Origin of the sequence: Streptosporangium sp. NPDC050284, from assembly GCF_044459525.1 — a bacterium.
GTDB lineage: Bacteria > Actinomycetota > Actinomycetes > Streptosporangiales > Streptosporangiaceae > Streptosporangium.
This window is the reverse complement of record NZ_JBITIZ010000018.1, coordinates 48,370-75,200: the sequence shown is the minus strand read 5'-3', so window position 1 is coordinate 75,200 and position 26,831 is coordinate 48,370. Positions and strand designations below refer to the sequence as shown.

23 protein-coding genes are annotated in these 26,831 nt (G+C 71.4%); 6 read left to right on the top strand and 17 right to left on the bottom strand.

Annotated elements, in window-relative coordinates; all coding sequences use genetic code 11:
- The first annotated feature begins 147 nt into the window (after nt 1-147).
- Complete coding sequence (locus ACIBH4_RS33065; protein WP_362519129.1) at nt 148-1,500, top strand: PHB depolymerase family esterase; 1,353 nt, start codon at nt 148-150, stop codon at nt 1,498-1,500.
- Here the strand turns inward: ACIBH4_RS33065 and ACIBH4_RS33060 are convergent.
- Nucleotides 1,490-2,356, bottom strand: coding sequence for a PaaX family transcriptional regulator C-terminal domain-containing protein (locus tag ACIBH4_RS33060; RefSeq protein ID WP_362519125.1), 867 nt, complete (start codon nt 2,354-2,356; stop codon nt 1,490-1,492). The two genes, ACIBH4_RS33065 and ACIBH4_RS33060, sit on opposite strands and share 11 nt — an antisense overlap.
- Nucleotides 2,357-2,395: 39 nt before the next feature.
- Between ACIBH4_RS33060 and ACIBH4_RS33055 the strand changes: the two genes are divergently transcribed.
- From ACIBH4_RS33055 to ACIBH4_RS33045, 3 genes are all read left to right on the top strand, one after another.
- The gene (locus tag ACIBH4_RS33055) at nt 2,396-3,262 is read left to right on the top strand and encodes an amidohydrolase family protein (RefSeq protein WP_362519122.1); all 867 of its coding nucleotides are present in this window, start codon (nt 2,396-2,398) and stop codon (nt 3,260-3,262) included.
- 91 nt (nt 3,263-3,353) lie between these two features.
- Entirely contained in the window at nt 3,354-4,685 is a 1,332-nt protein-coding gene (locus tag ACIBH4_RS33050; RefSeq protein ID WP_362519118.1) for an MFS transporter, read from the top strand.
- Nucleotides 4,686-4,722: 37 nt separating this feature from the next.
- Nucleotides 4,723-6,192: a long-chain fatty acid--CoA ligase gene (locus tag ACIBH4_RS33045; protein ID WP_399173436.1), complete on the top strand. Its 1,470-nt coding sequence runs from the start codon at nt 4,723-4,725 to the stop codon at nt 6,190-6,192.
- A 26-nt stretch (nt 6,193-6,218) separates the two neighbouring features.
- Here ACIBH4_RS33045 and ACIBH4_RS33040 read toward each other — a convergent pair whose 3' ends face one another.
- Both ACIBH4_RS33040 and ACIBH4_RS33035 read right to left on the bottom strand, forming a co-directional pair.
- Nucleotides 6,219-6,977 (bottom strand): sulfite exporter TauE/SafE family protein, encoded by a 759-nt coding sequence (locus ACIBH4_RS33040; RefSeq protein WP_362519112.1) that lies wholly within the window; start codon nt 6,975-6,977, stop codon nt 6,219-6,221.
- A 91-nt stretch (nt 6,978-7,068) separates the two neighbouring features.
- Nucleotides 7,069-7,509 carry a MarR family transcriptional regulator gene (locus tag ACIBH4_RS33035; RefSeq protein WP_362767457.1) on the bottom strand — a complete coding sequence of 147 codons (441 nt, stop codon included), beginning with the start codon at nt 7,507-7,509 and terminating at the stop codon, nt 7,069-7,071.
- Nucleotides 7,510-7,767: 258 nt separating this feature from the next.
- Here ACIBH4_RS33035 and ACIBH4_RS33030 point away from each other — a divergent pair, with 258 nt between their 5' ends.
- Nucleotides 7,768-8,847, top strand: coding sequence for an epoxide hydrolase family protein (locus ACIBH4_RS33030; RefSeq protein WP_362767460.1), 1,080 nt, complete (start codon nt 7,768-7,770; stop codon nt 8,845-8,847).
- 78 nt (nt 8,848-8,925) lie between these two features.
- On the opposite strand, the gene ACIBH4_RS33025 is transcribed toward ACIBH4_RS33030, so the two are convergent.
- A complete protein-coding gene (locus tag ACIBH4_RS33025; RefSeq protein WP_362767462.1) occupies nt 8,926-10,488 on the bottom strand; it encodes an FAD-dependent oxidoreductase in 1,563 nt (520 codons plus the stop codon).
- Between the two features lie 103 nt (nt 10,489-10,591).
- On the opposite strand from ACIBH4_RS33025, the gene ACIBH4_RS33020 reads away from it, so the two are divergent.
- Nucleotides 10,592-11,245: a helix-turn-helix domain-containing protein gene (locus ACIBH4_RS33020; RefSeq protein WP_362519101.1), complete on the top strand. Its 654-nt coding sequence runs from the start codon at nt 10,592-10,594 to the stop codon at nt 11,243-11,245.
- A gap of 55 nt (nt 11,246-11,300) precedes the next feature.
- Here the strand turns inward: ACIBH4_RS33020 and ACIBH4_RS33015 are convergent, their stop codons facing one another.
- The 13 genes from ACIBH4_RS33015 to ACIBH4_RS32955 form a co-directional block, all read right to left on the bottom strand.
- On the bottom strand, nt 11,301-12,752 hold the full coding sequence (locus ACIBH4_RS33015; protein ID WP_362767464.1) for an amidase: 1,452 nt from the start codon (nt 12,750-12,752) through the stop codon (nt 11,301-11,303).
- 767 nt (nt 12,753-13,519) lie between these two features.
- Nucleotides 13,520-14,461, bottom strand: coding sequence for a hypothetical protein (locus ACIBH4_RS33010; protein ID WP_362519095.1), 942 nt, complete (start codon nt 14,459-14,461; stop codon nt 13,520-13,522).
- A 75-nt stretch (nt 14,462-14,536) separates the two neighbouring features.
- Nucleotides 14,537-15,277, bottom strand: coding sequence for a LuxR C-terminal-related transcriptional regulator (locus tag ACIBH4_RS33005; protein ID WP_362519092.1), 741 nt, complete (start codon nt 15,275-15,277; stop codon nt 14,537-14,539).
- Nucleotides 15,278-15,302: 25 nt separating this feature from the next.
- Nucleotides 15,303-16,274: a nucleoside hydrolase gene (locus ACIBH4_RS33000; RefSeq protein WP_399173432.1), complete on the bottom strand. Its 972-nt coding sequence runs from the start codon at nt 16,272-16,274 to the stop codon at nt 15,303-15,305.
- Between the two features lie 19 nt (nt 16,275-16,293).
- Nucleotides 16,294-17,019, bottom strand: a complete 726-nt coding sequence (locus ACIBH4_RS32995) for a GntR family transcriptional regulator (RefSeq protein WP_362519085.1) — start codon at nt 17,017-17,019, stop codon at nt 16,294-16,296.
- Nucleotides 17,016-17,948 carry a PfkB family carbohydrate kinase gene (locus ACIBH4_RS32990; RefSeq protein ID WP_362519082.1) on the bottom strand — a complete coding sequence of 311 codons (933 nt, stop codon included), beginning with the start codon at nt 17,946-17,948 and terminating at the stop codon, nt 17,016-17,018. Before ACIBH4_RS32990 ends, ACIBH4_RS32995 begins: the two co-directional genes overlap by 4 nt.
- Before the next feature lie 66 nt (nt 17,949-18,014).
- Nucleotides 18,015-18,926 carry a hypothetical protein gene (locus ACIBH4_RS32985; RefSeq protein ID WP_362519079.1) on the bottom strand — a complete coding sequence of 304 codons (912 nt, stop codon included), beginning with the start codon at nt 18,924-18,926 and terminating at the stop codon, nt 18,015-18,017.
- A gap of 1 nt (nt 18,927) precedes the next feature.
- The gene (locus tag ACIBH4_RS32980) at nt 18,928-21,063 is read right to left on the bottom strand and encodes a N,N-dimethylformamidase beta subunit family domain-containing protein (RefSeq protein ID WP_362519076.1); all 2,136 of its coding nucleotides are present in this window, start codon (nt 21,061-21,063) and stop codon (nt 18,928-18,930) included.
- Nucleotides 21,064-21,065: 2 nt separating this feature from the next.
- The gene (locus tag ACIBH4_RS32975) at nt 21,066-22,280 is read right to left on the bottom strand and encodes an ABC transporter permease (RefSeq protein WP_362767467.1); all 1,215 of its coding nucleotides are present in this window, start codon (nt 22,278-22,280) and stop codon (nt 21,066-21,068) included.
- Complete coding sequence (locus ACIBH4_RS32970; RefSeq protein ID WP_362767470.1) at nt 22,277-23,413, bottom strand: ABC transporter permease; 1,137 nt, start codon at nt 23,411-23,413, stop codon at nt 22,277-22,279. The genes ACIBH4_RS32975 and ACIBH4_RS32970 overlap by 4 nt, the downstream gene beginning before the upstream one ends.
- A complete protein-coding gene (locus tag ACIBH4_RS32965; protein WP_362767473.1) occupies nt 23,410-24,921 on the bottom strand; it encodes an ABC transporter ATP-binding protein in 1,512 nt (503 codons plus the stop codon). Before ACIBH4_RS32965 ends, ACIBH4_RS32970 begins: the two co-directional genes overlap by 4 nt.
- Nucleotides 24,918-25,955, bottom strand: a complete 1,038-nt coding sequence (locus ACIBH4_RS32960; RefSeq protein ID WP_362519064.1) for a BMP family ABC transporter substrate-binding protein — start codon at nt 25,953-25,955, stop codon at nt 24,918-24,920. The genes ACIBH4_RS32965 and ACIBH4_RS32960 overlap by 4 nt, the downstream gene beginning before the upstream one ends.
- A 53-nt stretch (nt 25,956-26,008) precedes the next feature.
- Nucleotides 26,009-26,827, bottom strand: a complete 819-nt coding sequence (locus ACIBH4_RS32955) for an HAD family hydrolase (RefSeq protein WP_362519061.1) — start codon at nt 26,825-26,827, stop codon at nt 26,009-26,011.
- Between the last annotated feature and the right edge of the window lie 4 nt (nt 26,828-26,831).

The following is a 26,831-nucleotide window of genomic DNA, read 5'->3' as shown; positions in this document are numbered from 1 at the left end:
AGCAGCATTTCTCATCGTTTGGGGGCCATGATCCAGGACGGGGGAAGCTTGACCGCCTGGCGACGCGCCCCTATACCGGCTGATGTCAGGGCGAGTCGGCGGCGCTGCGGCTCGTGCACCGAGCGAACGTCAAGCGAAGGAGAGCCGATGAGGCAATGGAGTGCTGTGCTCGCGGCCGTCTGTGCCGCGATGCTGTGTGCCGCCACGATCCTGGTGGGCGGGCAGCCCGCCGCCGCCGCCACCCTGACCGAGGTGACGAGTTTCGGCGCCAATCCCGGCAACCTGCGGATGCACCTTTATGTGCCCGACAACGTCCAGTCCAGCCCCGCGATCGTGCTCGCCATGCACGGTTGCGGCGGCACCGGGCCGGGCTTCTTCTCGGGGTCGGAGTTCCGCACCCTGGCCGACCAGCGTGGCTTCATCGTCATCTACCCCTCGGCCTCCAAGAAGGGCAACTGTTTCGACTCCTGGTCGGCGGCCTCGCAGGTGCGCAACGGCGGCAGCGACCCGGTCTCCCTGCTGTCCATGATCACCTACACCCGGCAGCGGTACAACGGTGACGCCAACCGTATCTACGTCACCGGCTCCTCGGCCGGCGGCATGGAGACCAACATCATGCTCGGCAACTATCCCGACGTCTTCAAGGCCGGGGCGGCGTTCATGGGGGTGCCGTTCGCCTGCTTCCCGAACGAGGCCGACTACGTTCCCTCGCCCGGCGTGAGCAACTGCGCCTCCGGGCGGATCAGCAAGACGCCCCAGCAGTGGGGAGACCTGGTGCGCGCCGCCTATCCCGGCTACAGCGGTCCCCGGCCGCGCGTCCAGCTCTGGCACGGCACCAACGACAACCTCGTGTACTACGCCACCCACCAGCAGGCGATCGACCAGTGGACCAACGTCTTCGGTCTGAGCCAGACGCCCACCAGCAGCGACACCCCGCAGGCGAACTGGAACCGCCGCCGCTACGCCGACGCCTCCGGCACGGTGCAGGTCGAGGCCTACAGCATCCAGGGGGCCGGTCACAGCCTGCCGTCGAGCGGGATGGCCGCCGCCGCGATCCAGTTCTTCGGCCTCACCGGCGGGCCGAACCCGTCTCCCACCCCCACACCCACCCCGACCCCCACCCCGACCCCCACACCCACTCCGACCCCGACCCCGTCGCCGACCCCGACCCCCGGCCCGGGTGCCGGGTGCCGGGTCACCTACCTTCCCAACACCTGGAACAACGGCTTCACCGCCGATGTCACCGTGACCAACACCGGGTCGACCCCCGTCAACGGCTGGACCGTGACCTGGACGTGGCCGGGCAACCAGCAGGTCACCAGTGCCTGGAACGCCACGGTGACCCAGTCGGGCTCCCAGGTCAGCGCGCGCAACGTCTCCTACAACGCCACCATCGCCCCGCAGGCCCGCGGTAGTTTCGGGTTCCAGGGCACCTACAGCGGCACGAACTCGGCTCCGGCGGCGTTCGCGCTGAACGGGACCGCCTGCGTCATAGGGTGAGTTCGTCCAGCAGGCCGCCGGCCACCTTCAGCGCGGGCCGTTCGTACTGTTCGGCCCGCGCGCGGAAGACCTGCTCGGCCCTGATCGCCGGCCAGTCGCCAGGCAGGTGCTCGGCCGGCAGATGAGGGTCCTGGCGGACGAGTTGCAGCCAGTCGGTGTGCAGCACCAGTTGCCGTACGAGATCGTCCGGCGCGTCGGGCAGCGGCCGGGTGAGGTCCCACCTGGCGAGGAAGGCCCGATAGCGCTGGGCGATCTGCTCGATGTCGAAGGCCTTGGCCACCAGGTCGGCGGCCTCGGTGGGTTTGAACGCCCTCGCGGTCAGCACCGTGACGTGATCGTCGACCTCCAGCGACTCCAGCACCCCGCAGACCTCTTTCGCGCCGGGAGCGATCCACAGTCCGCTCTGCAGCGGGCCGAATCCGGCCCAGATGAGCCGGGAGCGCAGGTCGTGGCGGGTGCTGCGGCGGCTGTCGGGCAAGGAGAACCCGACGACCGTCCAGGTGCCGTCCCAGTCGCGGTTCACCGCGCCGGTCTCCCAGATCCGCCGGCGTCCGTCGCGCAGCACCGCCTCGGCGTGCGGGGTGAGCCCGACATAGACCCTGCGCCCCACCCGGTAGCGGGTCAGAAGGTCGCGCTTGACCATGCGGGCGAGCGTGGAGCGGACGGCCTCCTCCGAGACGCCCAGGCGGGCGAACACCTCGATGATGCTGCCCGAGGAGATGGCGGTGCCGCGATCCAGGGCGTGGATGCCGAGGAAGCTGAATATCAGGGACTGCGGGCGCGCGGACGGCGCCGCCGGTCCGTCTTCGCCGCCGATGTTCACACCGAAAGCGTAGACGGGCCAGATGTCAGGCACATAATTGACGGAAGTCAAATATGTGCACAAGGAGAGTTCATGAACGTCGACGAACTGGTCGCCATCGACGTGCACACGCACGCGGAGGTCTCCGCGGACGGGCACGCCTCGCTCAGCGACGAGCTGGCCGGAGCCTCGGCGAAGTACTTCAAGGGGCACTCTCGGCCCACCATCGCCGAGATGGCCGCCTACTACCGCGAGCGCAGGATGGCGGCGGTGGTGTTCACCGTCGACGCCGAGCACGCCACCGGGCATCGGCGCATCTCGAACGAGGAGGTCGCGGCGAGTTGCGCCGCCCACGCCGACGTGCTGATCCCCTTCGCCAGCGTCGATCCGTGGAAGGGCAGGGCCGGTGTCCGCGAGGCGCGCCGGCTGGTGGCCGAGCACGGGGTGCGTGGTTTCAAGTTCCATCCGAGCGTCCAGGGCATCGCGCCCGACGACCGGGTGGCCTACCCGCTTTACGAGGCGATCGAGGAGATGGGCGTGCCGGCGCTGTTTCACACCGGCCAGACCGGCATCGGTGCCGGCCTGCCCGGCGGGGGCGGGATCCGGCTGAAGTACTCCAACCCCATGCTGGTCGACGACGTCGCCGTCGACTTCCCCGAGCTGCGGATCATCCTCGCCCATCCGTCCTTTCCCTGGCAGGACGAGGCTCTGGCGGTCGCCACGCACAAGCCGCAGGTCTACATCGACCTGTCGGGGTGGTCGCCGAAGTACTTTCCCCCGCAGCTCGTCCGGTACGCCAACACGCTGCTGAAGGACAAGGTGCTCTTCGGATCCGACTACCCGATGATCACGCCGGATCGATGGCTCGCCGACTTCGACGCCCTCGACATCAAGCCCGAGGTCCGCCCGAAGATCCTCAAGGACAACGCCGTGCGCCTGCTCGGGCTCGGCACCTTTTAATGCTGGGCAAAGGATTGACGTCCGTCACAAAAATGCCTAACCTCCGGGCAAGCAAGCGCAGTAGCTCGCTCTCGGACTGAGGAGCTCAGTCATGACGAACCCGTCGGTCTTTCCCCCCAACCAGGTTCAGCTGCGCCGCGCGGTGGCCTCCAGCTTCCTGGGCAGCGTGATCGAGTACTACGACTTCCTGCTGTACGCCACGGCCTCGGCGGTGGTCTTCAGCAAGATCTTCTTCTCCTCGCTCGACCCGCTCACGGCCACGGTCGCCAGCTTCGGCACCTTCGCCACGGGGTACCTCGCCAGGCCGCTCGGCGGAGTGATCTTCGGCCACTTCGGCGACCGGCTCGGCCGCAAGCGCATGCTGGTCTTGACCATGACCCTGATGGGTGTCGCCAGCTTCCTCATCGGCGTGCTGCCCACCTACGAGCAGATCGGCGCCCTGGCCCCCGTCGCCCTGGTCGCCCTTCGCGTACTGCAGGGCGTGGCCATCGGCGGCGAATGGGGAGGCGCCGTGCTGATGTCGGCGGAACACGCGAGCAGCCGCCGCGGCCTGTGGGCGAGCTTCACCAACGCCGGCGCCCCGTTCGGCATGGTGCTCTCCACCGGCGTGCTCAGCGGCACCGCGGCCGTCGTGGGTGAGCAGGCCTTCCTGAGCTGGGGCTGGCGGGTGCCGTTCCTGCTCAGCATCCTCCTGCTGGGGGTCGGCCTGTTCGTCCGGTTGCGGGTCGAGGAGACTCCCGTGTTCGAGGCGGCCGGCACCGGCGGCCGCGCCGCCCGGATGCCGTTGCTGGAGGTGTTGCGCAACCACCCCAGGACCCTGCTTTTGGGGGTGGGTGTCGGGCTGTCGGCGTTCGTGGCCCAGGGCACGCTGACCACCTATCTCATCGCCTACGGCGTCCGGACCGGTTTCACCCGCCAAGCCGTGCTGAACGGCCTCACGCTCTCCTCCGCGCTCGCCGTGGTGAGCATCATCGCCTGGTCGGCGCTCTCGGACCGGGTCGGACGCCGTCCGATCGTGCTGGCGGGCGCGCTGCTCATGGCCGCCTTCGGCTTCGTGCTGTTCCCGATGGTGAACGCCGGCAGCGTCGCGCTGCTCGTCATCGCGCTGGTGCTCGGCCAGGCGCTCATCCACCCGATGATGTACGGCCCGCTCGGGGCGCTGTACGCCGAGCTCTTCCCCACCAGGAACCGCTACACCGGCGCCTCGCTCGGCTACCAGCTCGCCGGACTCGGCGCGGGTCTGGGCCCGCTGCTGTTCGCCCAGCTGGACGCCTCCTCCGGGGGCGGCAGCACGACGACGATCTCGGTGATCATCGCCGCCTGCTGCCTGCTGACCGTACTGTGCGTGCTGGCCCTGCGTGAGACCAGTGGCGACGACCTCACCTCCGGCGCCCCGGCGATCCGTGCCGCCACCGATGCGTAACGCCGGGCTCGGCGGCTGGCCCGCCCGCCGAGCCCAGATGAGCCCTCAGCGCACCGCGTTCGTCCTCGCGGGCCGATCCGTCAGCTACGCCGACGTCCACCGGCGGGCGACCCGCCTGGCCTCACGGATGCGCGAGGAGGGAATCGGGGCGGGGGATCGAGTCGCCTACCTCGGCCCCAACCACGTCGCCTTCGCCGAGACCATGTTCGCCACCCACCTGCTGGGGGCCGTCTTCGTCCCGCTGAACTTCCGGCTGACCGCGCCCGAGATCGGCTACATGCTCCGCCACTCGGGCGCCTCACTGCTGGTGTACGACCCCGGCTGCGCGCAGACGGTGCGCGCCCTGCCCGGACCGTACACGCTCGTGGCCCTGGGCTCGCCCGCGCCGGGGGAGCACGACTTCGAGACCTGGGCGTCGCGGGGCGAACCCGATCCCATCGACGTCCCGGTGGCGCTCGACGACCTCGCCCTCATCCTCTACACCTCCGGCACGACCGGCAGCCCCAAGGGGGCGATGCTCAGCCACGCCAACCTGGTGTGGAACTGCTTCAACATGATGGTCGGCGTGGATGTGACGAGCACGGAGGTGACGCTGATCAGCGCGCCGCTCTTCCACGTCGCGGCCCTGAACCAGACGCTGCTGCCGACCTTCCTCAAGGGCGGCACCTCGGTGATCATGCCGTCCTGGGACGCCGAGGTGTGCTACGACCTCATCGAGAAACACCGGGTGACGTGGATGTTCGGCGTCACCACGATGTTCGCCGACTTCGCCAGGTCACCGCGCTGGGCCGAGGCCGACCTGTCGTCGCTGCGCACCCTCATGGCCGGCGGCGCGGCCATCCCCGTGGCGCTGATCCGCACCTACCAGGAAAGGGGCCTGGTCTTCTGCCAGGGCTACGGACTGACCGAGACCGCCCCCGGCGCGACCTTCCTGGAGGCGGGCGAGAGCGTGCGCAAGGCGGGCTCGGCCGGGGTGCCGGTCTTCTTCTCCAGCGTGCGGGTGGCACGCCCCGACCTCACGACGGCACCGGTCGGGGAGCCGGGCGAGGTGCTCATCCAGGGGCCGAACGTCACCCCCGGCTACTGGCGGAACCCGCAGGCCAGTGCCGCCGCGCTGACCGAGGACGGCTGGTTCCGCTCCGGCGACATCGCGATCATGGACGAGGAGGGCCATCTGAGCATCGTCGACCGCATCAAGGACATGTACATCTCCGGCGGGGAGAACGTCTACCCGGCGGAGGTCGAAGAGGCGCTCTTCGCGCATCCGGCCGTGGCGGAGGCCGCCGTGGTGGGGATGGCGGACCAGAGATGGGGAGAGGTGGGCCGCGCTTTCGTCGTGCTTCGTCCCGGCGCCGGCGTCGCCCCCGGCGAACTGACGGGCTTTCTGCGTTCCCGGCTCGCGAAGTACAAGATCCCCGTCCGTTTCGAGATCGTCGACGCGCTGCCGAAGACGGGGTCGGGCAAGATCCGCAAATCCGAGCTCCGCGACCGCCCCTTGCCCGGATAATCGGCAGACGACGCGAGGTGGCCCGCTCACAGCTCCCACAGTCCTTTGCCCAGCGTGGTGAGCCCGCCGCCCAGCGCGAGCAGCAGCACCACCAGCCGGGCCGGCCTTTCCGGAACCCGCCGCGCCAGTGCCGCGCCGATCGCCGAGCCCGCCGCGATCGAGGCCGCGACCAGCAACCAGACCGGGGCGGGCAGCTGCGGCACGCCTTTGGCCGTCACGGAGAAGGCGTTCACCACCACCCCGTAGAACTGGGCGTTCGGCACGAACTCCCGTACCGTCCAGCCCGCGTTCACCGCGTACAGGGAGACCGCGGGGCCGCCCACTCCGGCCGAGGAGTTCATGAACCCGCTCGCGGCACCGGCGGCCACCGCGCCTTTGACGCCGCGCAGGGCCGGCACCCGGGCACCCCACATCACCAGCGCCACGGCCACGCTCACCAGCACCCCCATACCGGCCAGCAGCACCGGCTCGGGCAGGCGGGCGGCCACCCAGGCCCCGGCCGGTACCGTGCAGGCGGCCGCGACGACCAGCGGGACCATCGCGGCCAGGCGCACCTGGCGCCAGGTGCCGGCGAGGCCGACCGCGCTGATGGCGCCGGCCGCGCAGTTGGCGAGCACCACGCCCTCGGCCGGGCCCAGCAGCAGCACCAGCGCGGGCACCGACACGAGCGCGAACCCGATTCCCGCCAGCCGCTGCACCGAGGCTCCCGCCACCATGATGACGCCCAGCACGAGGACGACCATCAAGCCACTCGCCACGACCGGCTCCTCGCGGGTTCTCTTCACCAGTGATTTGGTACAGCTTTCCCTCGCGCGGCGAGGGTGATCAACGGCTTTTTCTCCGTCCCGGCCGGCCTCGGCGCGATCCGTGCGCCGCTCACCCCCGCTGGTGGTGTGCGAGCAGCTGGGTGAGCAGACGGGTCAGGACCTGCCGGTCCTCGGCCGCGAGCGGTCCGAGCAGGTCCTCCTGCGCCTTGTCGAGCGCCCGGTCCAGGCGCCGCAGCTGCCGATCACCCGCCAGGGTGAGGGTAACCAGGTTGCGCCTTCGGTCATCGGGGTCCGGCGTCCGCTCGACCAAGCCCTGCCCGGCCAGCTCGTTGATCGCCGCCACGACGTCACTGCGGTCCATGTTGCACCGGCGGCCGAGCTCGGCCTGACTGGCCACCCCGAACTCCTCCAGCGCGGCCAGGATCCGGTAGTGGTATCCGCGCGCCCCCACCTCGGCGAAGCCGTCGGAGGCCAGGCGGTGGGCGTGCACCGCCAGCTGGGTGAGCAACCAACTCGGCTTCGCAGCTAGGCGGGCGGGTGTTTTTTCCACACCAGCCACCATACATCGTTGGTATGACCAATAAATCTGTATATAGTGGGCGACGCCAACGTTGGTCACGCCAACAAAACGATGCCGGCCGCGACCGTCTGAACACGCGAGAACCGATCACTTTCCGGCACGCCGCGGACACCCGCGCGAGCGTGGTTCGAAACCGGCACCCGCCGCCCCTCGCCGTCCGCACCGACCTCATCGACACCGGCCCGTCCGAACATCCGGGCGCCGGGCGAATCCCCTGGAGCCAAGACCATGATCAAGCCGTTCCGCATCGACATCCCCCAGGCAGACCTCGACGACCTGGCCGACCGGCTCTCGCGCACCCGCTGGCCCAACGAGGTCGCCGACGCCGGATGGGACTACGGCTTCCCGCTGGCGCGGCTGAAGGAACTCGCCGAACACTGGCGCACCGGCTACGACTGGCGCGCGCACGAGGTCAAGCTGAACGAGCTCGCGCACTTCACCACCGAGATCGACGGCCAGAACATCCACTTCGTCCACGTCCGCTCTCCGAGGCCGGACGCGCTCGCGCTCGTCCTCACCCACGGCTGGCCGGGGTCGTTCCTGGAGTTCCTCGACGTGATCGAGCCACTGTCGCGCGACTTCCACCTGGTGATCCCCTCCATCCCGGGCTTCGGCTTCTCCGGGCCGACCCACGAGCGCGGCTGGGACATCGTCCGGGTCGCGCGGGCCTGGGCCGAGCTGATGCGCCGTCTGGGGTACGAGCGCTACGGCGCACAAGGCGGCGACTTCGGCTCGGGCATCTCGATGGCGCTCGGCTCGGTGGCACCCGAGCAGGTCGTCGGGGTGCACGTCAACTACCTGCCGACCCGGCCGGACCCCGACGCCGGCCTTGAGTTGTCGGAAGCGGACGAGGCCCGGCTGGAGAAGGTCAGGCGGTTGATGGCCAACCGCCCGCCGTACCAGGCTCTGCAGGCCACCACCCCGCAGACCATCGGTTACGCGCTCACCGACTCGCCGGTCGGCCAGCTGGCCTGGATCGCCGAGCGCTTCGCGCAGTGGACGGACCCGCGCTCGCGGATCGGCGACGAGCGGATGCTCACCGACATCTCGCTGTACTGGCTGACCGCCACCGCGGCCTCCTCGGCGCGGCTGGCGCGTGAGGCTCCGCGGCGGGTCGAGCCGTGTCCGGTGCCGGTCGGCGTGGCGGTGTTCGCGCACGACATCACGCAGTCGGTGCGACCGCTGGCCGAGCGGCTGTACGACATCAGGCACTGGTCGGAGTTCGAGCGCGGTGGCCACTTCGCCGCGATGGAGGTACCGGAGCTGCTCGCCGGGGACGTCCTGGACTTCTTCACCCACATCAGGTAGGGGTCCGACGAACCATGTTCAGTGCCACCTCTCTTGATGCTCGGGGCCGGAACGGATTCCGGACCGGCGCCGGCTGCCTCAGGTGTGGGCAGGCTTGGTGACTCCGAACCACCGCCGCAAGGCTGCCCGGAGTGTCGCGATCTCCGCGGGATCGGGCCGGGGTGACGCGGATGCCCAGGCCACATAGCAGTCCGGTCGAAGGAGCAGGGCGGTGGGCGCGGGGGCCTGGGAGCGCGCCGTGACGACATCGACCTGGTCGTGCCGCAGGGCGAGGGCCTTTGCCAGCGACGCCTCTTCGGTCAGGTCGAGCAGCAAAGGGCGTGCGGTTGTGGTCAGCTCGGCCAGCCGGACCGGACCGGCCGGGGTGTGCAGGTCCAGGTCCGGGGCGAACCGGCCGGTCAGCGGATGCGCCTCGCCTGCGCCCATGTCGTAGCGGACGTCGGCGCCCGCGGTGAGTTCGGCCAGGCGCCGCACGGTGTCCGGGTCGCGGAGCAGTTCGGTGAACACCTCGCGCAGTCCGGTGACATCGCTGCCGGGGGCGATCAGGGCCGCCTGCGCCTGCGCGTTCAGCACCATGCGCCGGGCGGCCGATCGCCGCTCCGTCTCGTAGCTGTCCAGCAGTCCGGACGGGGCGCCCGCCCGGATCTCGGTGGCGAGTTTCCAGCCGAGATTGACCGCGTCCTGCAGGCCGAGGTTGAGCCCTGGACCGCCCCCCGTGGCGGCGTACACGTGAGCGGCGTCGCCGATCAGGAACACCCGGCCGTCGGCGAAGCGTTCGGCGACCCGGGTGTTACCGCCACTCAGCCGGCGCAGCACGTGCGGTCCCTGGCCGTCGGGCGGGCCGAGCGGCACCTCGACGCCGAGCACGCGGCGGATGCTCGCCCGTAACTCCTCCAGGCTCATCGAGGCCTCGGTCATGGGCTGGTCCCACTCCGTGGTGCTGAGCAGCGGCGGGTGGCCGGGCATCGGCGCGTAGGAGAACCCTCCGTGCTCGGTGCGGTGGGGCATGAACGGCGAAACGGCGCCGTAGCCGGGCACGTTCAGCGCACCGGTCGCGGGATCGACCCGGTCCGCCGGGACCGTCACATGCGCCGAGCGCACGGTCATCCGGTCGTAGGTGACTCCGGGGAATCCGATGCCCGACAGCTTGCGGGTGACGCTGTGGGCTCCGTCCGCGCCGACAAGGTACCGGGCCCGCAGGTGGTAGGTCCCACCCGGGCCCGCGACGTCGACGGTGACCGCCTCGTCGTCCTGCGACAGGCCGACGACCTCATGTCCGCGCCGGATCTCCACGCCCAACTCGACGGCGCGCTCCTGCAGAACCTGCACGATGCGTCGCTGCGGCACCGGCAGGGCGTAGACGGGGCTGTCCTCCAGCAGACTCAGGTCCAGGCCCAGCGCGCCGAACATGAAGTAGGCGGAGTTCGGCCGTGGCGGCTCCGGGCTGCCGCTGAGACGTTCGTACAGCCCCCGGCGGTCGAGCAGCCTGACGACCTGGCCGAGCAATCCGTTCGCCTTCGGTTCCTCGCTCGGCTCCGGCAACCGCTCCAGCACGACCGGCCGGACCCCCGCCAGGCTCAGCTCGCAGGCCAGCATCAGCCCGTTCGGACCGCCGCCGACGATGACGACATCCGTGATCATGTGCACTCCCTTGTTCGCCCGAGGTGAGAGGACGCCCAGGCTAGGAAAAAAGTTGCGCGTAGGCAAGTTTGCGTACACGCATTCAAGGTGAGATGCTGAGACGGTGACGACGAGACGCACGGGGCTGCGCGAGCAGAAGAAGCAGGCCACCCGAGAGGCCCTGCGCACGGCGGCCCTGCGGCTGGCTCTTGAGCGTGGACCCGACAACGTGCGCGTCGATGACATCGCCGAGGCCGCCGGCGTCTCACCCAGGACGTACAACAACTACTTCTCCAGCCGCGAACAGGCGATCGTCGCCGCCGTCGCCGGCGAACGGGAGGCGCGGGTCGCGGCGGCGGTGACCGGCCGGCCCCGCGGCGTCGGCCTCGCCGACGCCGTCATCGAGGCGATCGTGGATCAGTACACCGCCCCGGACGAATCCGGCCAGGGCGCGCTGCTGCTGATCACCACCCGCCCCGCGCTGCGCGACGCGTTCGTCGAAACCACCACCGCGATCGAGCACCCCCTCACCGATGCGATCGCCGAACGTCTCGGCGACGGCGACCCGCACACCGCACGGGTGCTCGCGGCGAGCGTGGCCGCCGCGGTTCGCGTGGCGCTCGAGCAGTGGCTGCAGACGACCGTCTCGTCCTCCACGACCAGCGGGCTCGTCGTGCCGTCCGGCTCACTACCGGACCTCCTTCGCGCCACGCTCGCCCCCCTCACACCCGCACTCGACGTCGCCGAGCAGCGAGCACTCCGCCACCGGCGTCGGTGAACTCCCTTCCCGGGAAACGGCGCCCCGGCAGCCAGCGGATACCCGGCGATATGCTCTATCTCGGTGAGTGGAAGCCGCCGATCTTCTGCTCGAGCAGTTCGGCCAGCCGCAGCGGGGTGCGGTCCTCGAACATCGGACCGATGAGCTGCACTCCCACCGGCAGACCCTCGGGGGACCGGCCCGCCGGTACGGCAGTGGCCGGCAGGCCGGGCATGGTGGCCAGACCGGCCCAGACGAGCTGGTCGAAGTACGGGTACTCGACGCCGTCGATGTCGATCCACCGTTCCAGCGGATTGGGGCTGTGGTCGTGCGGGAACGCGGGCGTCGGCGTGATCGGACACACCACGACATCGAACTCGGCGAACAGTTGCCGCCAGCCGTGGCGGTGGACCTCGCGACGGTTGTCCGCCTCCATCCAGTCGCGGTGGCTGAACACCATGCCGCGCAACCGCACGGCGTCAAGACTGCGGTCGTCCGCGCTCAGTCCGGCGGCGCGGGTCCGCAGCCGCTCGTGCGATTCGACGGGAAAACGCGCGACGGAGCCCGAAACCAGCAACTGCATGTAGAGCATCGCGGCTTCGGTCAGATCGGGCAGCAGCGGACTGCGCCGTTCGACGCGGCCACCGCCGTCGACGAGCGCGTCTGCCACCCGGTTCACGCCCGCCCGCACAGCGGACCCGGTCGGAATCAGCGGATGCTCCTCAAGGACCAAGACCCGGAAATCGCAGAGCCGCTCGTGGCGGGCGGGCGGCAGCGTCAAGTCGTGCGCCACGCCGAGCGTCAGCGGGTCCGGTCCGGCCATGACGTCGAGCAGGAGCGTGAGGTCACGGGCGGTGCGCGCCATCGGGCCGACGACGGCGAGGTCGAGGTCGATCGGCAATGCCGGCTCGGACGGCGGGACCATACCGCGGTTCGCCGCCAGTCCGAGTGTCGGCTTGTGCGCGTAGACACCGCAGAAATGCGCGGGGGTGCGCAGCGAACCGGCGAGGTCGGAGCCGATGGACAGCGCGCCGAACCCGGACGCCAGGGCCGCCGCCGATCCGCCGGAGGATCCGCCCGGCGTGCGACCGTGATCCCACGGGTTGTTGGTGGTGCCGTGGATCTCGTTGAAGCTCTGTATGTCTTGCAGCCCCAACGGCACGTTGGTCTTGCCGAGCACCACCGCTCCCGCGGCCCTGAGTCGCGACACCTGTACCGCGTCCTCGGCCGGCATGTAGCTCCGGTGCGCCGGCATGCCCCAGGTCGTGGGCAGCCCGGCGACGTTGTACGACTCCTTGACCGTCACCGGAATGCCGAGCAGCGGCCGGTCCTCGCCCCGGGCGCGCGCCAGGTCGGCACCGTGCGCGGCGGCCCGCGCACGGTCGAAGTCCGGTACGCAGATCGCGTTGATCGCTTTGTCGTCCCGCTCGATACGGGCGATCGCCTCGTCGGCCAGTTCCACCGAGCTCACTTCACCGGCACGCAATGCAGCTGCGAGGTCTTCGGCCGCTTGAAAATTCCATTCCATGAATTTGACTCTAATGGCGTGTCGCGAACGCTCATCCCCCCGCAAGTCGCCCGCATCATCCGGAAAGTCGAAACGGCCGCCTTTATCCGTCGAAGTCACACACCCGTTCTGCTGGCCAAAGGCGGCTTTTCGCAGTTCAGCAAGGTCGGCAGCAGGTCAGAGCCCTTGGCGAGGGCATGAAATTCCGTTTCGCGCAACGAGACGGATGTCTCAACGCCCGTCATATCTCTCGCCGGCCACAGGCTATTCGCTCGACCGTAGGCCATAGCGCGCGGGAATTGTCCAGTAATCCGGTTGACTCTTTTTAAACAGGTTGACCATTGGTCGGAGACATAGGTGTGGGTGGACAGCACCTGGCCGCCGTGAATGACCGTGTTCCGGCCGCCCGTGCCATTGCCGCGGGCGGCGCGGCGGTCACGTCGCCGGGCACGAACCCGAGCCAGGGCGGGGTGCCCGGCTGGACCGGCATGCCCAGCCGGTCTACCGGTCCCCGCCCCTTGCCCGGATCGACGAAGGCCACACTCGCCGTCGGCGGCGTGAAATACCGGATCGACTCATCGCCGGTGAACTCCGGGGACGAGCGCGGCTGCTCCAGCCGCTCCTCGGAGAACATCTTCTCGGACGACGCACCACCTGTACCTGCCGTACCGGACGAAACCGGAACGAACGTAGCGGCAGTGATCAGCAATCCGTCAAACGCGGCCGTCGCCGCAGGTCAGGTACTACTTCGTGGGGAATTTCCTCGTCACTACCAGGACCTCTCTTCGTCAGGACTCCGGCTGCCGCTCGCCCAGGCCCTGGAACCGGCTCTCGATGAAGTCGCCCCACGTCGCGTCGAGCGTCACCACCTCACCGTCGACCATCTTCCACTGGGGTGCCTTGTGCGGCGGGTAGGCGAACAGCACCGACGACAGACGTTCGTAGCCGGACGGCATGGGCTTGGTGTGCACCCGGTGCGTCGACGGCCGAAAACGCCCGTCGGAGGCACTCGTCAACATCCGGCCGATGTTGCACAGGACCACGTCGGTGCCGGCGATCACCGGCTCCACCCAGGTGCCGTCGTGCAGCACGTACTGCAGCCCCTGGTCGGAAGGCGGCAGCTGCAGGCCGAGCATCTGGATGCCCGAGTGCTCGTGCGCCAGCACCTCGCGGTCGCCCACGTCCCGGTAGCGGATCACCCGCAGGTTCGTGGCCTCCCGCGACAGGTCCAGCTCGGGGGTGCCGGGCGCCATCATGCCGCGGACGACCTCGCCGAACAGGGAGATCAGCCGGAACGCGGTGTCGAACACGCCGGCCGCCGCCGCCCCGAACGCCGGGAAGGCGCGCAGGACGTCACCGGCGCCGGGCGGCTGGTCGGCCAGCAGCGCCCCGCTGACGTGAATGAACTCCTTGGGATCGGGCACGCCGTTGGCCAGGCGCGGGATCTCGGAGTTGTAGGGGAAGAACCCGTGCGTGCCGCCGACGGACAGCTGGGGTACCGACGATTGCGCGTAGTCGGCCAGCCGCGGCTCCGCCGATCGGCACGCCGAGGCGAATTCCTCCATCATGGTGCGGACGCGTGCGCCGAGGCCGGGGACCTCGGCGGCCATGAAGCCCCAGTCGGTCAGCTGGGTCCTGATGGCCTGCGCCGCCTTCTGCATGTCGGCGTCGAGATCGTCGGCGCGCACGAGGGGAACGCGACCACTGAGTTCCATGGGGGGGACGTCCATTGTCGCTCCACTTCTCTTCGGTCACTGCGGGGTACGGGCGATATGCGAATTCGGGAAGGGCGGCGGTGCCGCCCTTCACCTGACCGCCGGGTTGACGCGGGGGACACCGGTGGCGGAGCTGAGTCCCAGCCGCTGCGCGACCAGCGCCACCTCCGTCCGGTTGGAGCAGTCGAACTTCACGAGCAGGTTCGAGACGTGCCGTTTGACGCCGTGGATCGAGATGCCCATGGCGCGGGCGATCTGGTTGTTGCTCATTCCGCGCAGCAGCAGGGCGAGCGCCGTGTGCTCGCGCTCGGTCAGCCGGTCGGTCAGCTCGGCGCCGGCGGTCTGGGGGGAAGACGCGACCGGCGGCGCAGACGGCGACACGGACGGCGCGACCGGCAGGGTGGGCAGGTCGCCGCTGAGCAGGTGCGCGAAGGCGTCGGACAATCCGGCGACGTTGACCACGTCCCACAGCAGGCAGCCGTCGACACCGTGGTCGCCGGCGACGGGGGACAGGTGGCGCGCCTCCTCCGTTCGCATCAGTGCCAGCACCCTGGTGCGGCCACAGGGCGTACCGGCGGCGGCCACCACCTGCGGCACCGTCGCGACCGGCAGCACCACCACGTCGAAGTCCCCTCCGCCGAGCGCCTGGCCGGCCTCCGTCACGCTTCGGCCGACCGTCGCCCTGACCACGTGCGGTACCCGGCACAGCAGCAGCGGCAGCCCGTAGAAGGAGATCTCGTCCTCGGCCAGCCAGAAGACGGACAGGATCCGGCGGCGGCCGAAAAGAGGCGCGGCGATCCGCTCGCCCGCATCCATCGTTCTCGTGCTCATCGCATGATCCTTTCTGTCGTTGAGGTCATCGCCCGCGCGGGGCGAGGGTGGTGACGAAGTGCCGGTAGAACCGGTCGGCGTCGACCGACCGGGCACAGCGGACCGCGCGCCCGCCGGCACTTCGCACGATTCGTCCCTGGCTCGCGCTCCGGGTCACGACATCGCAGCGCACCGTCTCGAAGGTGCAGATGTCCTGGTCGGCGAGGTAGGAGGTGGTGAGGCTGTCCCAGCAGCAGTAGGGCAGCCCGGTGGTCTCCAGCGTGCCGAAGGTGAGCGCGAGCAGCGACCCGGCCAGATCGCTCACGTGCTCGCCGTACGCACGGCCGAAGATCTCGACGAAGTCGGCGGTCACCGGCACCCGGTTGGTCACATCCAGCGGGAACATGGTGATCGGCACGTCGGAGTCGAACACGCACTTGACGGCGTCGGGATCCCAGTAGACGTTCCACTCGCCGGTGCCGTCGTGGCCGGGCTGGTGGACGTTGCCCGCGACATCCAGGGCGCCGCCCATGAACACGATCTCCTCGATGCGCGCCGCGAGCCGAGGGTGGTGCTTCAGGCACCAGGCGATGTTGGTCAGCGGGCCGGTGGCCAGCACGGTGACCGGTCCCGGCGCCTGCGCCAGCCAGGTGGCGAGCTGCTCGTGCGCCGGGGGCGCCTGACCTGTGGGGACGGTGCGGCCGCGCTGGTTGAGCACGGGCAGCGCGTCCGCCCGCAGGGCGTCGATCCGCCAGGCGAGCGGAAAAGGGTTGCGGCCGGGCAGCACGCCCAGCGCCGTCGGTACGTCCCGGCCCACCAACGCGAGGATCTTGCGGGTGGCCGACAGGCCGGGCGCGGGCAGGCAGTCGGCCGGGGTGACGGCGACACCGCGCAGATCGACGTTCTCGTAGCGGGTCAGCAGCAGCAGCGCCAGCAGGTCGTCGGGCGCGCCGTCGTGGTCGAACACGACGTGGCGGCGGCGCGCGCCGGTCACAGTGCCGGTCACAGTGCCGGTCACAGTGCCGGTTGTCGGGGGGTCAGTCACGGCGCCTCACCAGGTGGAAGGAGAAGTCGGTGCCTCGGTGGTAGTCCTGCGAGAACAGCAGGGGCCGCCCAGCGCTGTCGTGGTGGGTCTGGATGAGCAGCAGCCACGCGCCGCCGGCCTCGGTGCCGCCGATGCGCTCGGCCTGCGCCGAGTCGAGGGTGACGGCACGGACCTGGGTGACCGCGTACGCGATCGTGTGACCGTGCTCGGTGAGCAGCTGAAACAGCGACCCGGACCAGTCGACCTCGTCCAGCGGGAGACGGACGAGCCGACGCGGAAACAGGTCGATCGAGTAGAGCAACGCGTCGTCGCGGTGCCGGCGCAGCCGCTCCAGGCGCACGATCGTCTCACCGGGCGCCAGCCGCAGCACCTCGCGCTGATGGCGGTCCGGCTCGACCGAGGCGACGTCCAAGACGGTGTCGTCGGCGGTGAAACCGCGGCTGGCGAGCATCTCCGTCACGCCTTCGAGGCGGGTCAGCGGACGATCCAGGCTCGGCTGCGCGGTGAGGTAGCGGCCGTCGCCGTGACGCGCCTGGATGACGCCCTCCTGCTCCAGGAGCTTGAACGCCTCGCGGATGCTGGTGCGGCCCGCGTCGAAGAGGTTCATCAGCTCGTTCTCCGACGGCAGCTTGTCGCCCGGGCGCAGGCCCTGCTCGACGATGAGGAGGCGGAGCCGGTCGCGGATCCTGACGGCCAGGGTGTGCGGTCGTGGTGTCATGGGGATATCTCCTGCGCCGGTGGACCGTGGAGAGGGGCTAGGCCGAGCTCTCCGGCGGACGGGTAACTGGGCGCGCAGAAACGGCGCGTGACCGAGACTGCGGCCACCCTGCAGGCGAGTCGGACCCCGGCCGCCAGGCTCAGCCCGGCGCGCAGGGTGGCGGCCAGCGTACCGGTGAAGGCGTCGCCCGCTCCGGTCGTGTCGACAGCGTCCACGCGGGGTGCGTCGACCAGCATAGTGCCGTGATCGTCGCTCATCTCGGCCCCCCGCTCGCCCCGGGTGACGATCACGGTGCCTCCTTTCGTACGAAGGCCCAGGGACCGCGACGAGTCCGCGGTGCGGCCGCCGGCCAGCACGCCCAGTTCTCCTTCGTTGAGCACCACCACGTCGGCCCTGCTCAGCAGGTCCGCCCCGTCGGCTCCCAGGAACGCCTCGGCCGGGCTGGGGTTGACCAGGACGCGGACTCCCGGCGAGACGGCCGCCGCGGCCGCGCACGAGGTCACCACCGGAATCTCGCCCTGCAGGACGAGAACCGACCCGGCCGGCAGACGCGCGGCCGCCGCGGCCGCCCGCTCCGGGGCCAGCAGGTCGGCCGCCCCCGGCCAGGTCATCACGATCTGCCGCCCCTGGTCGTCGACGTAGACGAAGCTGCGCCCGGTGGCCACGCCCTTGGCGATCGCGCAGTCGTCCACCTCGACGCCGTCGGCCCGCAGCGCCGCCAGCGCCGCCGAACGGTCGGCGTCCTCGCCCAGGCAGCCGGCGAAACGCGCGGGCGCGCCGAGCCGGGCCGCCGCGACCGCCACGTTCGCCGCCTTGCCGCCGTGCGCGGTGGCGTACTCGGCGGCGTTGACGCTCTCGCCGGCCGCCGGCAGACGGCCGCCGAACATGTAGAGGTCCAGGGTGTAGGCGCCGAGCGCGAGCACGGTCACTGGGGCACCATCTTTCTCGCGGCCACCACTACGGCGCCTGGTGAGGGGATCGGGCGAAAGGCGGGGTCATGCGCCCAGCCCCACCGCGCACGGGGCGATGCTGTCGGCGTCCACCGAGACGCGCACGTCGGGGTGCCGGTGCGCCAGCGTGACCGGGAGCGACACCTCAGGTTCGGTCGTCAGCAGCAGCACGCGGACGATGTACCGCTTCCACGCGCCGCCGTCGGTGATGAGGTGCAGCCGCCGGGCGGAAAGGATCTCCGCCATGCCCAGCGTGATGGCCATCGGCGGGATGGGCTGGGTGTAGCCGCCGGTCAGGCGGTGCGAAAGGGCCACGAGCGTGTCGTCGAGCAGGGTGACGATCCGCGTGGTGGATGCGGCGAACTCCTCGACGGTGTACTGGTGCCAGCGGCTCGAGGGCGGCTCGTTGAAGGCGAGGTGCCCCCGGTAGCCGAAGCCCGCGAAACACGTGTCGGCCCCGCCGACCTCGCGCAGGCGGGCGCCGTAGGCGTCGGGGTCGAGGACGTCGGGGTAGACGACGTTGCCGGGGTGAGGGCGCAGCGCGGGGTCCAGCAGCTGGTAGAGGTTGCGGTCGCAGTAGCCGCGGAAGCTGAACGGGTGTGACGGCTCGACGGGGCGGCCCTGCCAGTCGAGGAACTCGTCCATGTGGAAGGCGTGCACCTCGGCCCAGCTGATGCGCTCCTGGTTGCAGATGCGCGCCAGCAGCGGATAGTGCGCCTTGGGGCCTACGGGCAGGATCCAGCGGGTGGGTTCGCCGCGCAGGTTGTTGTCGCGCAGCTCGTCGGCCATCTCACGGGCCAGCCGGTGGTAGAGGGCGGCGGTGTCGGGATACACGGTCACCGGGTGCCGCGCGATCGCCGTGAGCGTCGTGGCGGGCATACTCAGGTGCTCCTCGGTGAGCTCACCGGAGGTGCGGGGATAGGGGTAGGCGTGCGCCTTTGTCCTGACGAAGGTCACGTCACTCCTTGGAGGGTTTCGGTGAAAGGAACCGGGACAGGACGTTTCGAGTGACGCGCCGCACGTCGCCGTCACAGCAGGCGAGGCTGGCCACCCAGTTGACGGATCCGGTGGCGAAGACGGCGCCGCCCGCCCGGGTCAGGCGCAGCGTCATGTCGGCGCGGACGGCGTCCGCGCCGAGGCGGGCCTCCTCCGGCGCGTTCTGGTAGTGGCCGCTGTGCCCGCCCGCGGACGTGGCGAGCAGCAGGGTGCCCGGAGGGGTGCCGAGGTCGGGGTCGGCGCGGTCGATCTCGTCTCCGGCCGCGCCGCCGAGAGCGAGCCCGTGGCGGCCGATGACCGGATCGGAGATCCCGGCGAACACCCAGGCCGCCTCGGCGCGGTAGCTGTCGGGCAGGCGGGTGAAGCCGGGTGCCGGGCCCCAGCCCTGGGCGGTGAAGCCGACGCCGAGCAGTCCCTGGGGTGCCAGGCCGCGCTCGCGCCACAGCCCGCCGGGCTCCCCGGTGGAGGTGAGGACGTCCTCTCCGGGCTCGTTGTCCCACCAGGCGCCGGTGTGGCCGCGGCGTACCTCGATCGCGTTCGGGTGGCGTGGGTCGACGCCGGTCACCCAGTAGAAGCCGTTGCCGCCCAGGTACATGAGCCGTCCGCCGCCGGACACGTACGCCGCGACGGCCTCGCGCTCCGGTGCGCTGACGTACTCGGGGTGGCTGCCGGTCAGCACGACGCGGTAGCGCGCCAGCAGGGCGGCCCCGCCGGTGTGCACGTCCTCGTCGGCCAGGACGTCGAAGGCGAAGCCCTCGGCGTGCAGCCAGCGCAGCAGCAGGAGGTCGGCGGCGAAGTGCCGGGGCGCCCCGGTCATCCACCACCGGTAGTCCGGCGTGTGGTTGAGCACCGGGCGCCGCCCGCAGGAGTGGTAGACGGGGCCGCCCTCGCGTCGCTGGTCGTACAGGGACAGACCGAGGTCGCGGTGGGCGTTGAGGTAGACGTCGGTGCCCGACAGCTCGATGCGCCGGTCGGTCACGTGCGAGTAGTCGCCGAAGTACTCGGCCTCGCTGGACTGGCGGTGGTTGGCGTAGGCCAGGTAGGTGAACGTCGGCAGGACGACCGCGATCGGGCGCGCCGGGCCGGTGGGGGCGACGACGAGCGGGACGACGTGGGAGTCACCGTGGGAGTCACCGTGGCAGTCGCCTCCGGCGCGCACCCGCACGCCGAGCACGGTCGAGCCGGCGTCGGCGGGTACGGTCACCGCGCACGTCCGCGGCCAGCGGGCGTCGTCCAGGTCTTCGGGGCTGAGCTGGAGGGCGGTGCGGCTGCCGTCTTCGCCGGGGCCGACGAGCCCGGCGAGCGGCCGGTTGACGGCGCGGGCGTGCCGGGCGTTTCCGCTGACGTCCGCGACGACGGGGCCGCCCGGATCGGCGGCCGGGTCCCACAGGGCGAGCAGACCGGTGCCCAGGTGCCCGGCCAGGGCCGGGCCGGTGGTCAGGCCCGTCAGGGTGTCGCAGTCGCCGGGAGTGAGCGCGTCGCCGGTCAGCAGGGGCAGCGCCAGGCGCCCGGCGTACGGGTCGCGGTGGCCGGAGCCCGCGCCGAAGCGCAGGGTCGCGGTCGCCGGCGGCAGCGGCAGGTCCGCCCGGTGCGCGGAGGCGTCGTCGCGCACAGCTCCTCGGATGGCGAGGCGCAGCCGGGTGCCGCGGGGCTCCGCCGTCCAGGCGGCCACCAGCAACGACCACGCCCCCTGGGGGAGGACCGAGCCCGCTCCCGCACGCAGGACGCCGGATCCGGTCTCGAGGGCGGTCTCGGGGCGCCCGGTCTCGTCCAGGGTGATCAGCAGCCGCCGGTCGCCGGTGTCCAGCTCCGCCACGACCTGCCGGGCGCCGGCCCCGTGCGGGCGCAGCCACAGCGCGACGCTGCCCCGGGCGGGGGCCGGCACGCCCGCGGCCTCCAGGTGGGAGCCGGTCAGCAGGCGCCGCGGCTCGACGGTGACCGGCATCGCCTGGCCGAGCACGGTCTGGCTCACCAGGTCGACCACCTCGACCTGCGCGGCTCCGGCGGGCCCGCTCGCGTGCACGCTCACGCGCTGTCCGGGCGCTGCGGACCAGCGGTCCAGGTAGGCCAGCACCCGGGGGCGCGGCACGTGCGTCATGGTCAGCCACCTCCCCGCCGGTAGGGCAGGCCGACATAGGCGGGCATGCGCAGCCGCTGGGCGACCGTGGCCAGCACCAGCAGCGTGGTCAGGTACGGCGTGACGTAGATGAGCTGGGTGGGCACCGAGCCGGTGTTCTGGAAGAGCGCGAAGGCGGCCGCGCCGAGCAGGGCCGCGCCCGCCGCCAGGCGGGGCCGCCGCCGCGCGACGACGATCGCCGCCGCCCACGCCAGCATCGCGCCCAAAAGCAGCAGGGTGTGCACCGCGCTCGCCTGGCGCAACTGCACGGCGTCGGCGTAGCCGAACAGCAGCGCCCCGCCCGCCGTGCCGACCGGCCGCCAGTTACCGAAGATCATTGCGGCGAGGCCGATGAAGCCGCGCCCGCCGGTCTGGCCCTCCTGGTAGAGGCCGGAGGAGACGGTGACGAGGTAGGCGCCGGCCAGACCGGCCAGAGCGCCGGAGACCAGCACACCGCAGTAGCGCATCCGCTGGACCGGCACGCCGAGCGAGTCGGCCGCGGCCGGGTGCTCCCCGGCCGAGCGCAGCCGCAGCCCGAACGCGGTGTGCCACAGGAGCACGACGCTGACCGGGACGAGCACGACGGCGGCCACGGTGAGCCACGACACCTCGTGCAGCAGCCCCCGCAGCAGGCCGGCGGCGTCCGCGAGGAGGAAGACGCCGCCGCGTTCCAGGTCGCCCAGCAGGTCGCCGCCCGCGCCGCCCGCCAGCAGCGGCACGCTCACGGTGCCGACCTCGCCCGTGACGGGGGGCGACTGGGTGGCCCCGGCGCCGGGCAGGCCGGCGAACACGACGACGCACAGAAAACGTGCCACCCCCGCCGCCAGGATGTTGACGGCGATGCCGCACACCACCTGGTCGACGCCGAAGGTGACGGTGACGACGGCGTGCAGCAGTCCGGCGGCGGCGCCGCCCAGCACCCCGGCCACCACCCCGGCCCAGACGCCGTGGAAGTGGCCCGCCCACGCCCCGCACACCGTCCCGATGATCATCATGCCCTCGATGCCGAGGTTGGCGACGCCCGCGCGTTCGCTCCACAGTCCGCTCAGCCCGGCCAGCCCGATCGGCACCGCGAGGCGGAGTGCGGCGCCGACCATGCCGGAGTCGGTGAGCGCCTCGCCGGTGAGGGCGCGGACGCCCGCCACCGCGAGCAGCACGAGCAAGACGATCAGCAGCGGCCGCCGTGTCAGCGCGTTCACGAGACCCCTCCCGGCGCCGGGGCCGGTATGGCCTCGGGCTCGGTGCGCGCACGCACCAGCCGTGCGGCGCGCCGGCGTTCGGCACGGCGCACCACCTCGTGCGCGACCACGACACTGATCACGATGACGCCCTGCATGATCGTGACGATCTCCTTGGGCACGCCCTCGATGTCGAGGATGAGCGCCGAGCGCTCCAGGAAGCCGAAGAGCAGGGCGGCGAGCGCGATGCCGAGCGGGGTGTTGCGGCCGAGCAGGGCCACCGCGATGCCGGTGAAGCCCGCCCCGGCGGGAAAGTCCAGGCCGAAGTGGTAGGCGGTGCCCAGCAGGTGGGGCAGCCCGGCCAGTCCGGCGATCGCGCCCGAGACGAGCATCGTCACAACGATCATGCGGCGGGGATCGACGCCGTGGACGCGGGCCGCCGCGGCGTTCAGCCCGCTCATCCGCAGGTCGTGCCCGAACAGCGTCCGGGTGAGCAGCAGGTGCAGGGCCACCCCCAGGAGCGCGGCACCGAGCACGGCCCCGCCGAGGCTCGCGCCGCCCGGGAGCGTCACCCCGGCCAGGGCGAGCAGGCCGTTCAGCTCGGGCAGGCGGGCCGAGGGCGGCAGTTCCGCGGTCGACCCGGTCGTGCTGCCGGCGGCGAACACCTCGGCCAGCAGGTACGCCACGACCCCGGTGGCGACATAGTTCAGCAGCAGCGTCGACAACACCTCCGACACACCGCGCCAGACCTTGAGCAGCGCGGCGAGCGCGGCCCACACGGCCCCGGCGAGCATGGCGACCGCGCACATGACGGCCACGTGCAGGGGCGCCGGCAGGTCCAGGTGCGCGCCGGCCGCCGCGGCCAGCAGCGCGGCGAGGCGGTACTGGCCCTCCACGCCGATGTTGAACAGGTTCATGCGGAACGTGACGGCCACCGCGAGACCCGCGAGGAAGTAGACGACCGACCGGTTGACGGCCGAGACCAGCGAGTCCGGCCGCGCGCCGAACTCCAGCATCGTCACATACGTCCTGCCCGGCGACGCGCCCGCCGCGGCCAGCAGTGCCGTGGCCACGACGAGTGCCAGCAACAGCGCGAGCGCCGGCGCGGCGAGCACGCGCGGCACCTTCCCGGCCCGGGCGGTGATCGCGTTCATCCTGTGCCCGTCATCAGCCGGACCAGGCGCGGACGGGTGAGCTCCGCGACCGGCAGGGCGGGCGTCAGCCGGCCGCGCAACATCACCTGTACGCGGTCGCTCAGGCCGAGCACCTCGTCGAGGTCGGCGCTGACCAGCAGGACGGCCAGGCCGGCGTCGCGGGCCTCGCGCAGCAGATCCCAGATGACGGCCTGGGCGCCGACGTCCACGCCGAGGGTGGGGTGGGCGGCGAGCAGCACCTGGGGGCGGCCGCGCAGCACCCGGCCGACGACGAGTTTTTGCTGGTTGCCGCCGGACAGCGCGGCGGCGGGGACGTCGGGGGAGGGGGCGCCGATGCCGAGGCGGGCGCCGATCTGTCCGGCGACCTCCCGGGCGGCCGCGCGGTCCAGGCGCCACCGGCTGCGGCGGCGCAGGTCCTCGCTGCCCAGCATGACGTTCTCCCACAGCGTGGCGGGCAGCGCCAGGGCGTGGCGGTGGCGGTCCTCGGGAATGCACGCCAGTCCGAGGCGGCGGCGCCCGCGCACGCCCAGCCGGGTGGCGTCACGGTCGCCGAGGCGCACGGTACCGGCCGTGGTCTCGCGGGTGCCCACCAGCGCGTCGATCAGCTCGGACTGCCCGTTGCCCTGGACGCCGGCGATGCCCAGGATCTCGCCCTTGGCCAGCTCCAGGGTGGCCGCCTGGACGGCGTCGGTGCGCACGCCGTCCAGGCGCAGCACGACGGGGCCCCTTTCTGTGCGCCCGCCGCGGGCGGCGGGCGGCAGGTCGCCGCTGGCGATGAGCCGGGTGAGCACGCCCGGGTCGGCGTCGCCGGCGGCGAACTCGCCCACGGCGGTTCCGGCGCGGATGACGGTGATGTGATCGGAGACGCTGAGCACCTCGTCGAGCTTGTGCGAGATGAACAGCACGGCCAGGCCCTGAGCGCGCAGCTCGGCGAGGCTGGTGAACAGGCGCCGCACCTCGCCGGACGCGAGCACCGTGGTGGGCTCGTCGAGGATGAGGAGGCGCGCGCCCCGGTACAGGGCCTTGAGGATCTCCACCCGCTGCCGCTCGCCCAGGCCCAGGTGCTCGATCCGGGCGCCGGGGTCGACGGCCAGGCCGTACCGCTCGCCGAGGTCGCGCAGAGCGCGGGCGCTCGTGCGGCGGTCGAGCAGCCCTCGGCGCGAGGTCTCGGCGCCCAGGATCACGTTCTCCAGCACGGTCAGGTTCTCGGCGAGCAGGAAGTGCTGGTGGACCATGCCGATGCCGGCCGCGATGGCGTCGGCGGGCGACCGGAACCGCACGGGGACGCCGTCGAGCAGCAGGTCGCCGGAGTCGGGGCGCTCCTCGCCGTACAGGATGCGCATGAGGGTCGACTTGCCGGCGCCGTTCTCGCCGACCACGGCGTGCACCTGGCCCGGCCGCACGAGGAGGTTCATGTCGCGGTTGGCGGTGACGCCGGGGTAGCGCTTGGTGATGCGGCGAAGCTCGACGAGCGGCACGCCCGGGGAGGTCGTCGAAGGCCGCCTCACGGGACGACCGGCACGTCGATCTCGCCGGCGATGATCCGCTTTCTGATCTCGTCCAGCCGGGGCCGGATGTCGGCGAGGTCGGAGCCGGTGGTGGCGTAGCCGACGCCGTCCTCGTCGAGGCCGAACTCGCGCAGCCCGTAGACCGCCTTGCCCGCCGCCTGCTCCTCGATGACGCGCCGCACCGCGACGTCGATCTGCTTGGTGGCGCTGGTGAGGATCACCTCCGACAGGTCGGGGGCGACGGTGCGGCGCTGGTCGACGTCGACGCCGATGGCCCACTTGTGTGCCGCTTTGGCCGCCTGGAAGACACCGAGCCCTGAGGCGCCGGCCGCGTGGTAGACGATGTCGGCGCCACTGTCGTACATGCCGCGGGCGGCCTCCCGCGCCTTGTCCGGGGAGGAGAATCCACTGAAGTCGGGCGGCTGCGTCATGAAGACGCTCGACAGCCGGATCTTCGGGTCGATCGCGCGGGCGCCGGCCGCGTACCCGGCCAGGAACTTCTCCTGGGGTGGCGTCTGCACGCCGCCGACGAAGCCGATCCGTCCGGTGGCGGACTTCAGCGCCGCCGCGGCCCCGACCAGGTAGCTGGCCTGCTCCTCGCGGAACACCACGTTGGTGACGTTGGGCAGCTTCACCGTCGCGTCGTCGATGATGACGAAGTGCGTCCGCGGGTAGGCGGGCGCGACCTTCATGAGCGGCTGGGCGTAGAAGAAGCCGACGGCCAGGACGGGGTTGTGGCCCGTCTCGGCCAGGAGGCGCAGGATCTCCTCCAGGTCGGAGCCGGCCGCGTTCGGGCTCAGCTCCTTGACCTCGATGCCCAGCGAGGCCTTGGCCTGATCAACGCCCGCCCCCGCGGAGTCGTTGAAGGACTTGTCGCCGCGCCCGCCTCGGCTGTAGGCGACCCCCACTCGCAGGTCGGCGGCGGTGGCCTCGTTCGCCCCCGCGTTCTGGGCGGTTCCCTGCGAGCCTCCACAGGCGACGAGCGTGAACAGAAAGCAAAGGGCGATTGACGACCGGGCGAACAGGCGGGTCATAAGCACCTCCCAAACCGGAGCTTTGACCAGAATGAGCACTCATCAGACAAGTGTCAATGCTTCTCTGATAACTGCTCCAGCCATACGGCGACGCCGTCGTCGTCGTTGGACGCGGTCATCTCGTGGGCTGCGGCGAGCACCGCCGGATGGGCGTTGGCGACCGCGACCGCCGTCCCCGACCAGGTCAGCATCGGCAGGTCGTTGGGCATGTCGCCAAAGGCGATCACGCCCGCGCGGCCGAAGCCGAGCCGGTCGGCCATCGCCTCCAGGGCGGCCGCCTTCGTCACTCCGGCGCGGGTCACCTCGCAGAACACGTCCGCCGACACGGTGACCTCGCACCCGGGCAGCAGCGTGCCCACGCTCTCGTAGTACCCGCGGGCCGCCCCCTCCAGCTGGACCACGATCTTGCCGACGCCGTGCCAGTCGATCGCCTCCTCCAGCCTCGGCACCCGCCGGGCGTCGCGGGCCAGCGCGGGGGCCAGCTCGAAGGCGTCCTCCAGCAGCAGCTCCAGATGACACTCGGCGCCCAGCCGGATGCCGGGAAAGCGTTCGCGCAGCGCCGTCAGCGCCCTCGCCACGTCCGCCTCGGCGAACGGGTGGTGATCGACCACCTCGTCTCGGGCGAAGTCGTAGACGACGGAGCCGTTGCCGCAGACCGCGCTGTTCGCGTCGGCTGTGTTGCCGGTGTTGCCGGTGTCGTTCAGGGCCGCGGCCACATGCCGGGTGTCTCGGACCGGTCGCGCCGTCGCGATGACGAACACGTGGCCGGCCGCCCGGACGCGGCGCACGGCCGCCCGGGTGCGTTCGGACAGCTCGCCGCGCGAGTCGAGCAACGTGCCGTCCAGGTCGCAGACGATCATTCGGCGTTCCACGGGC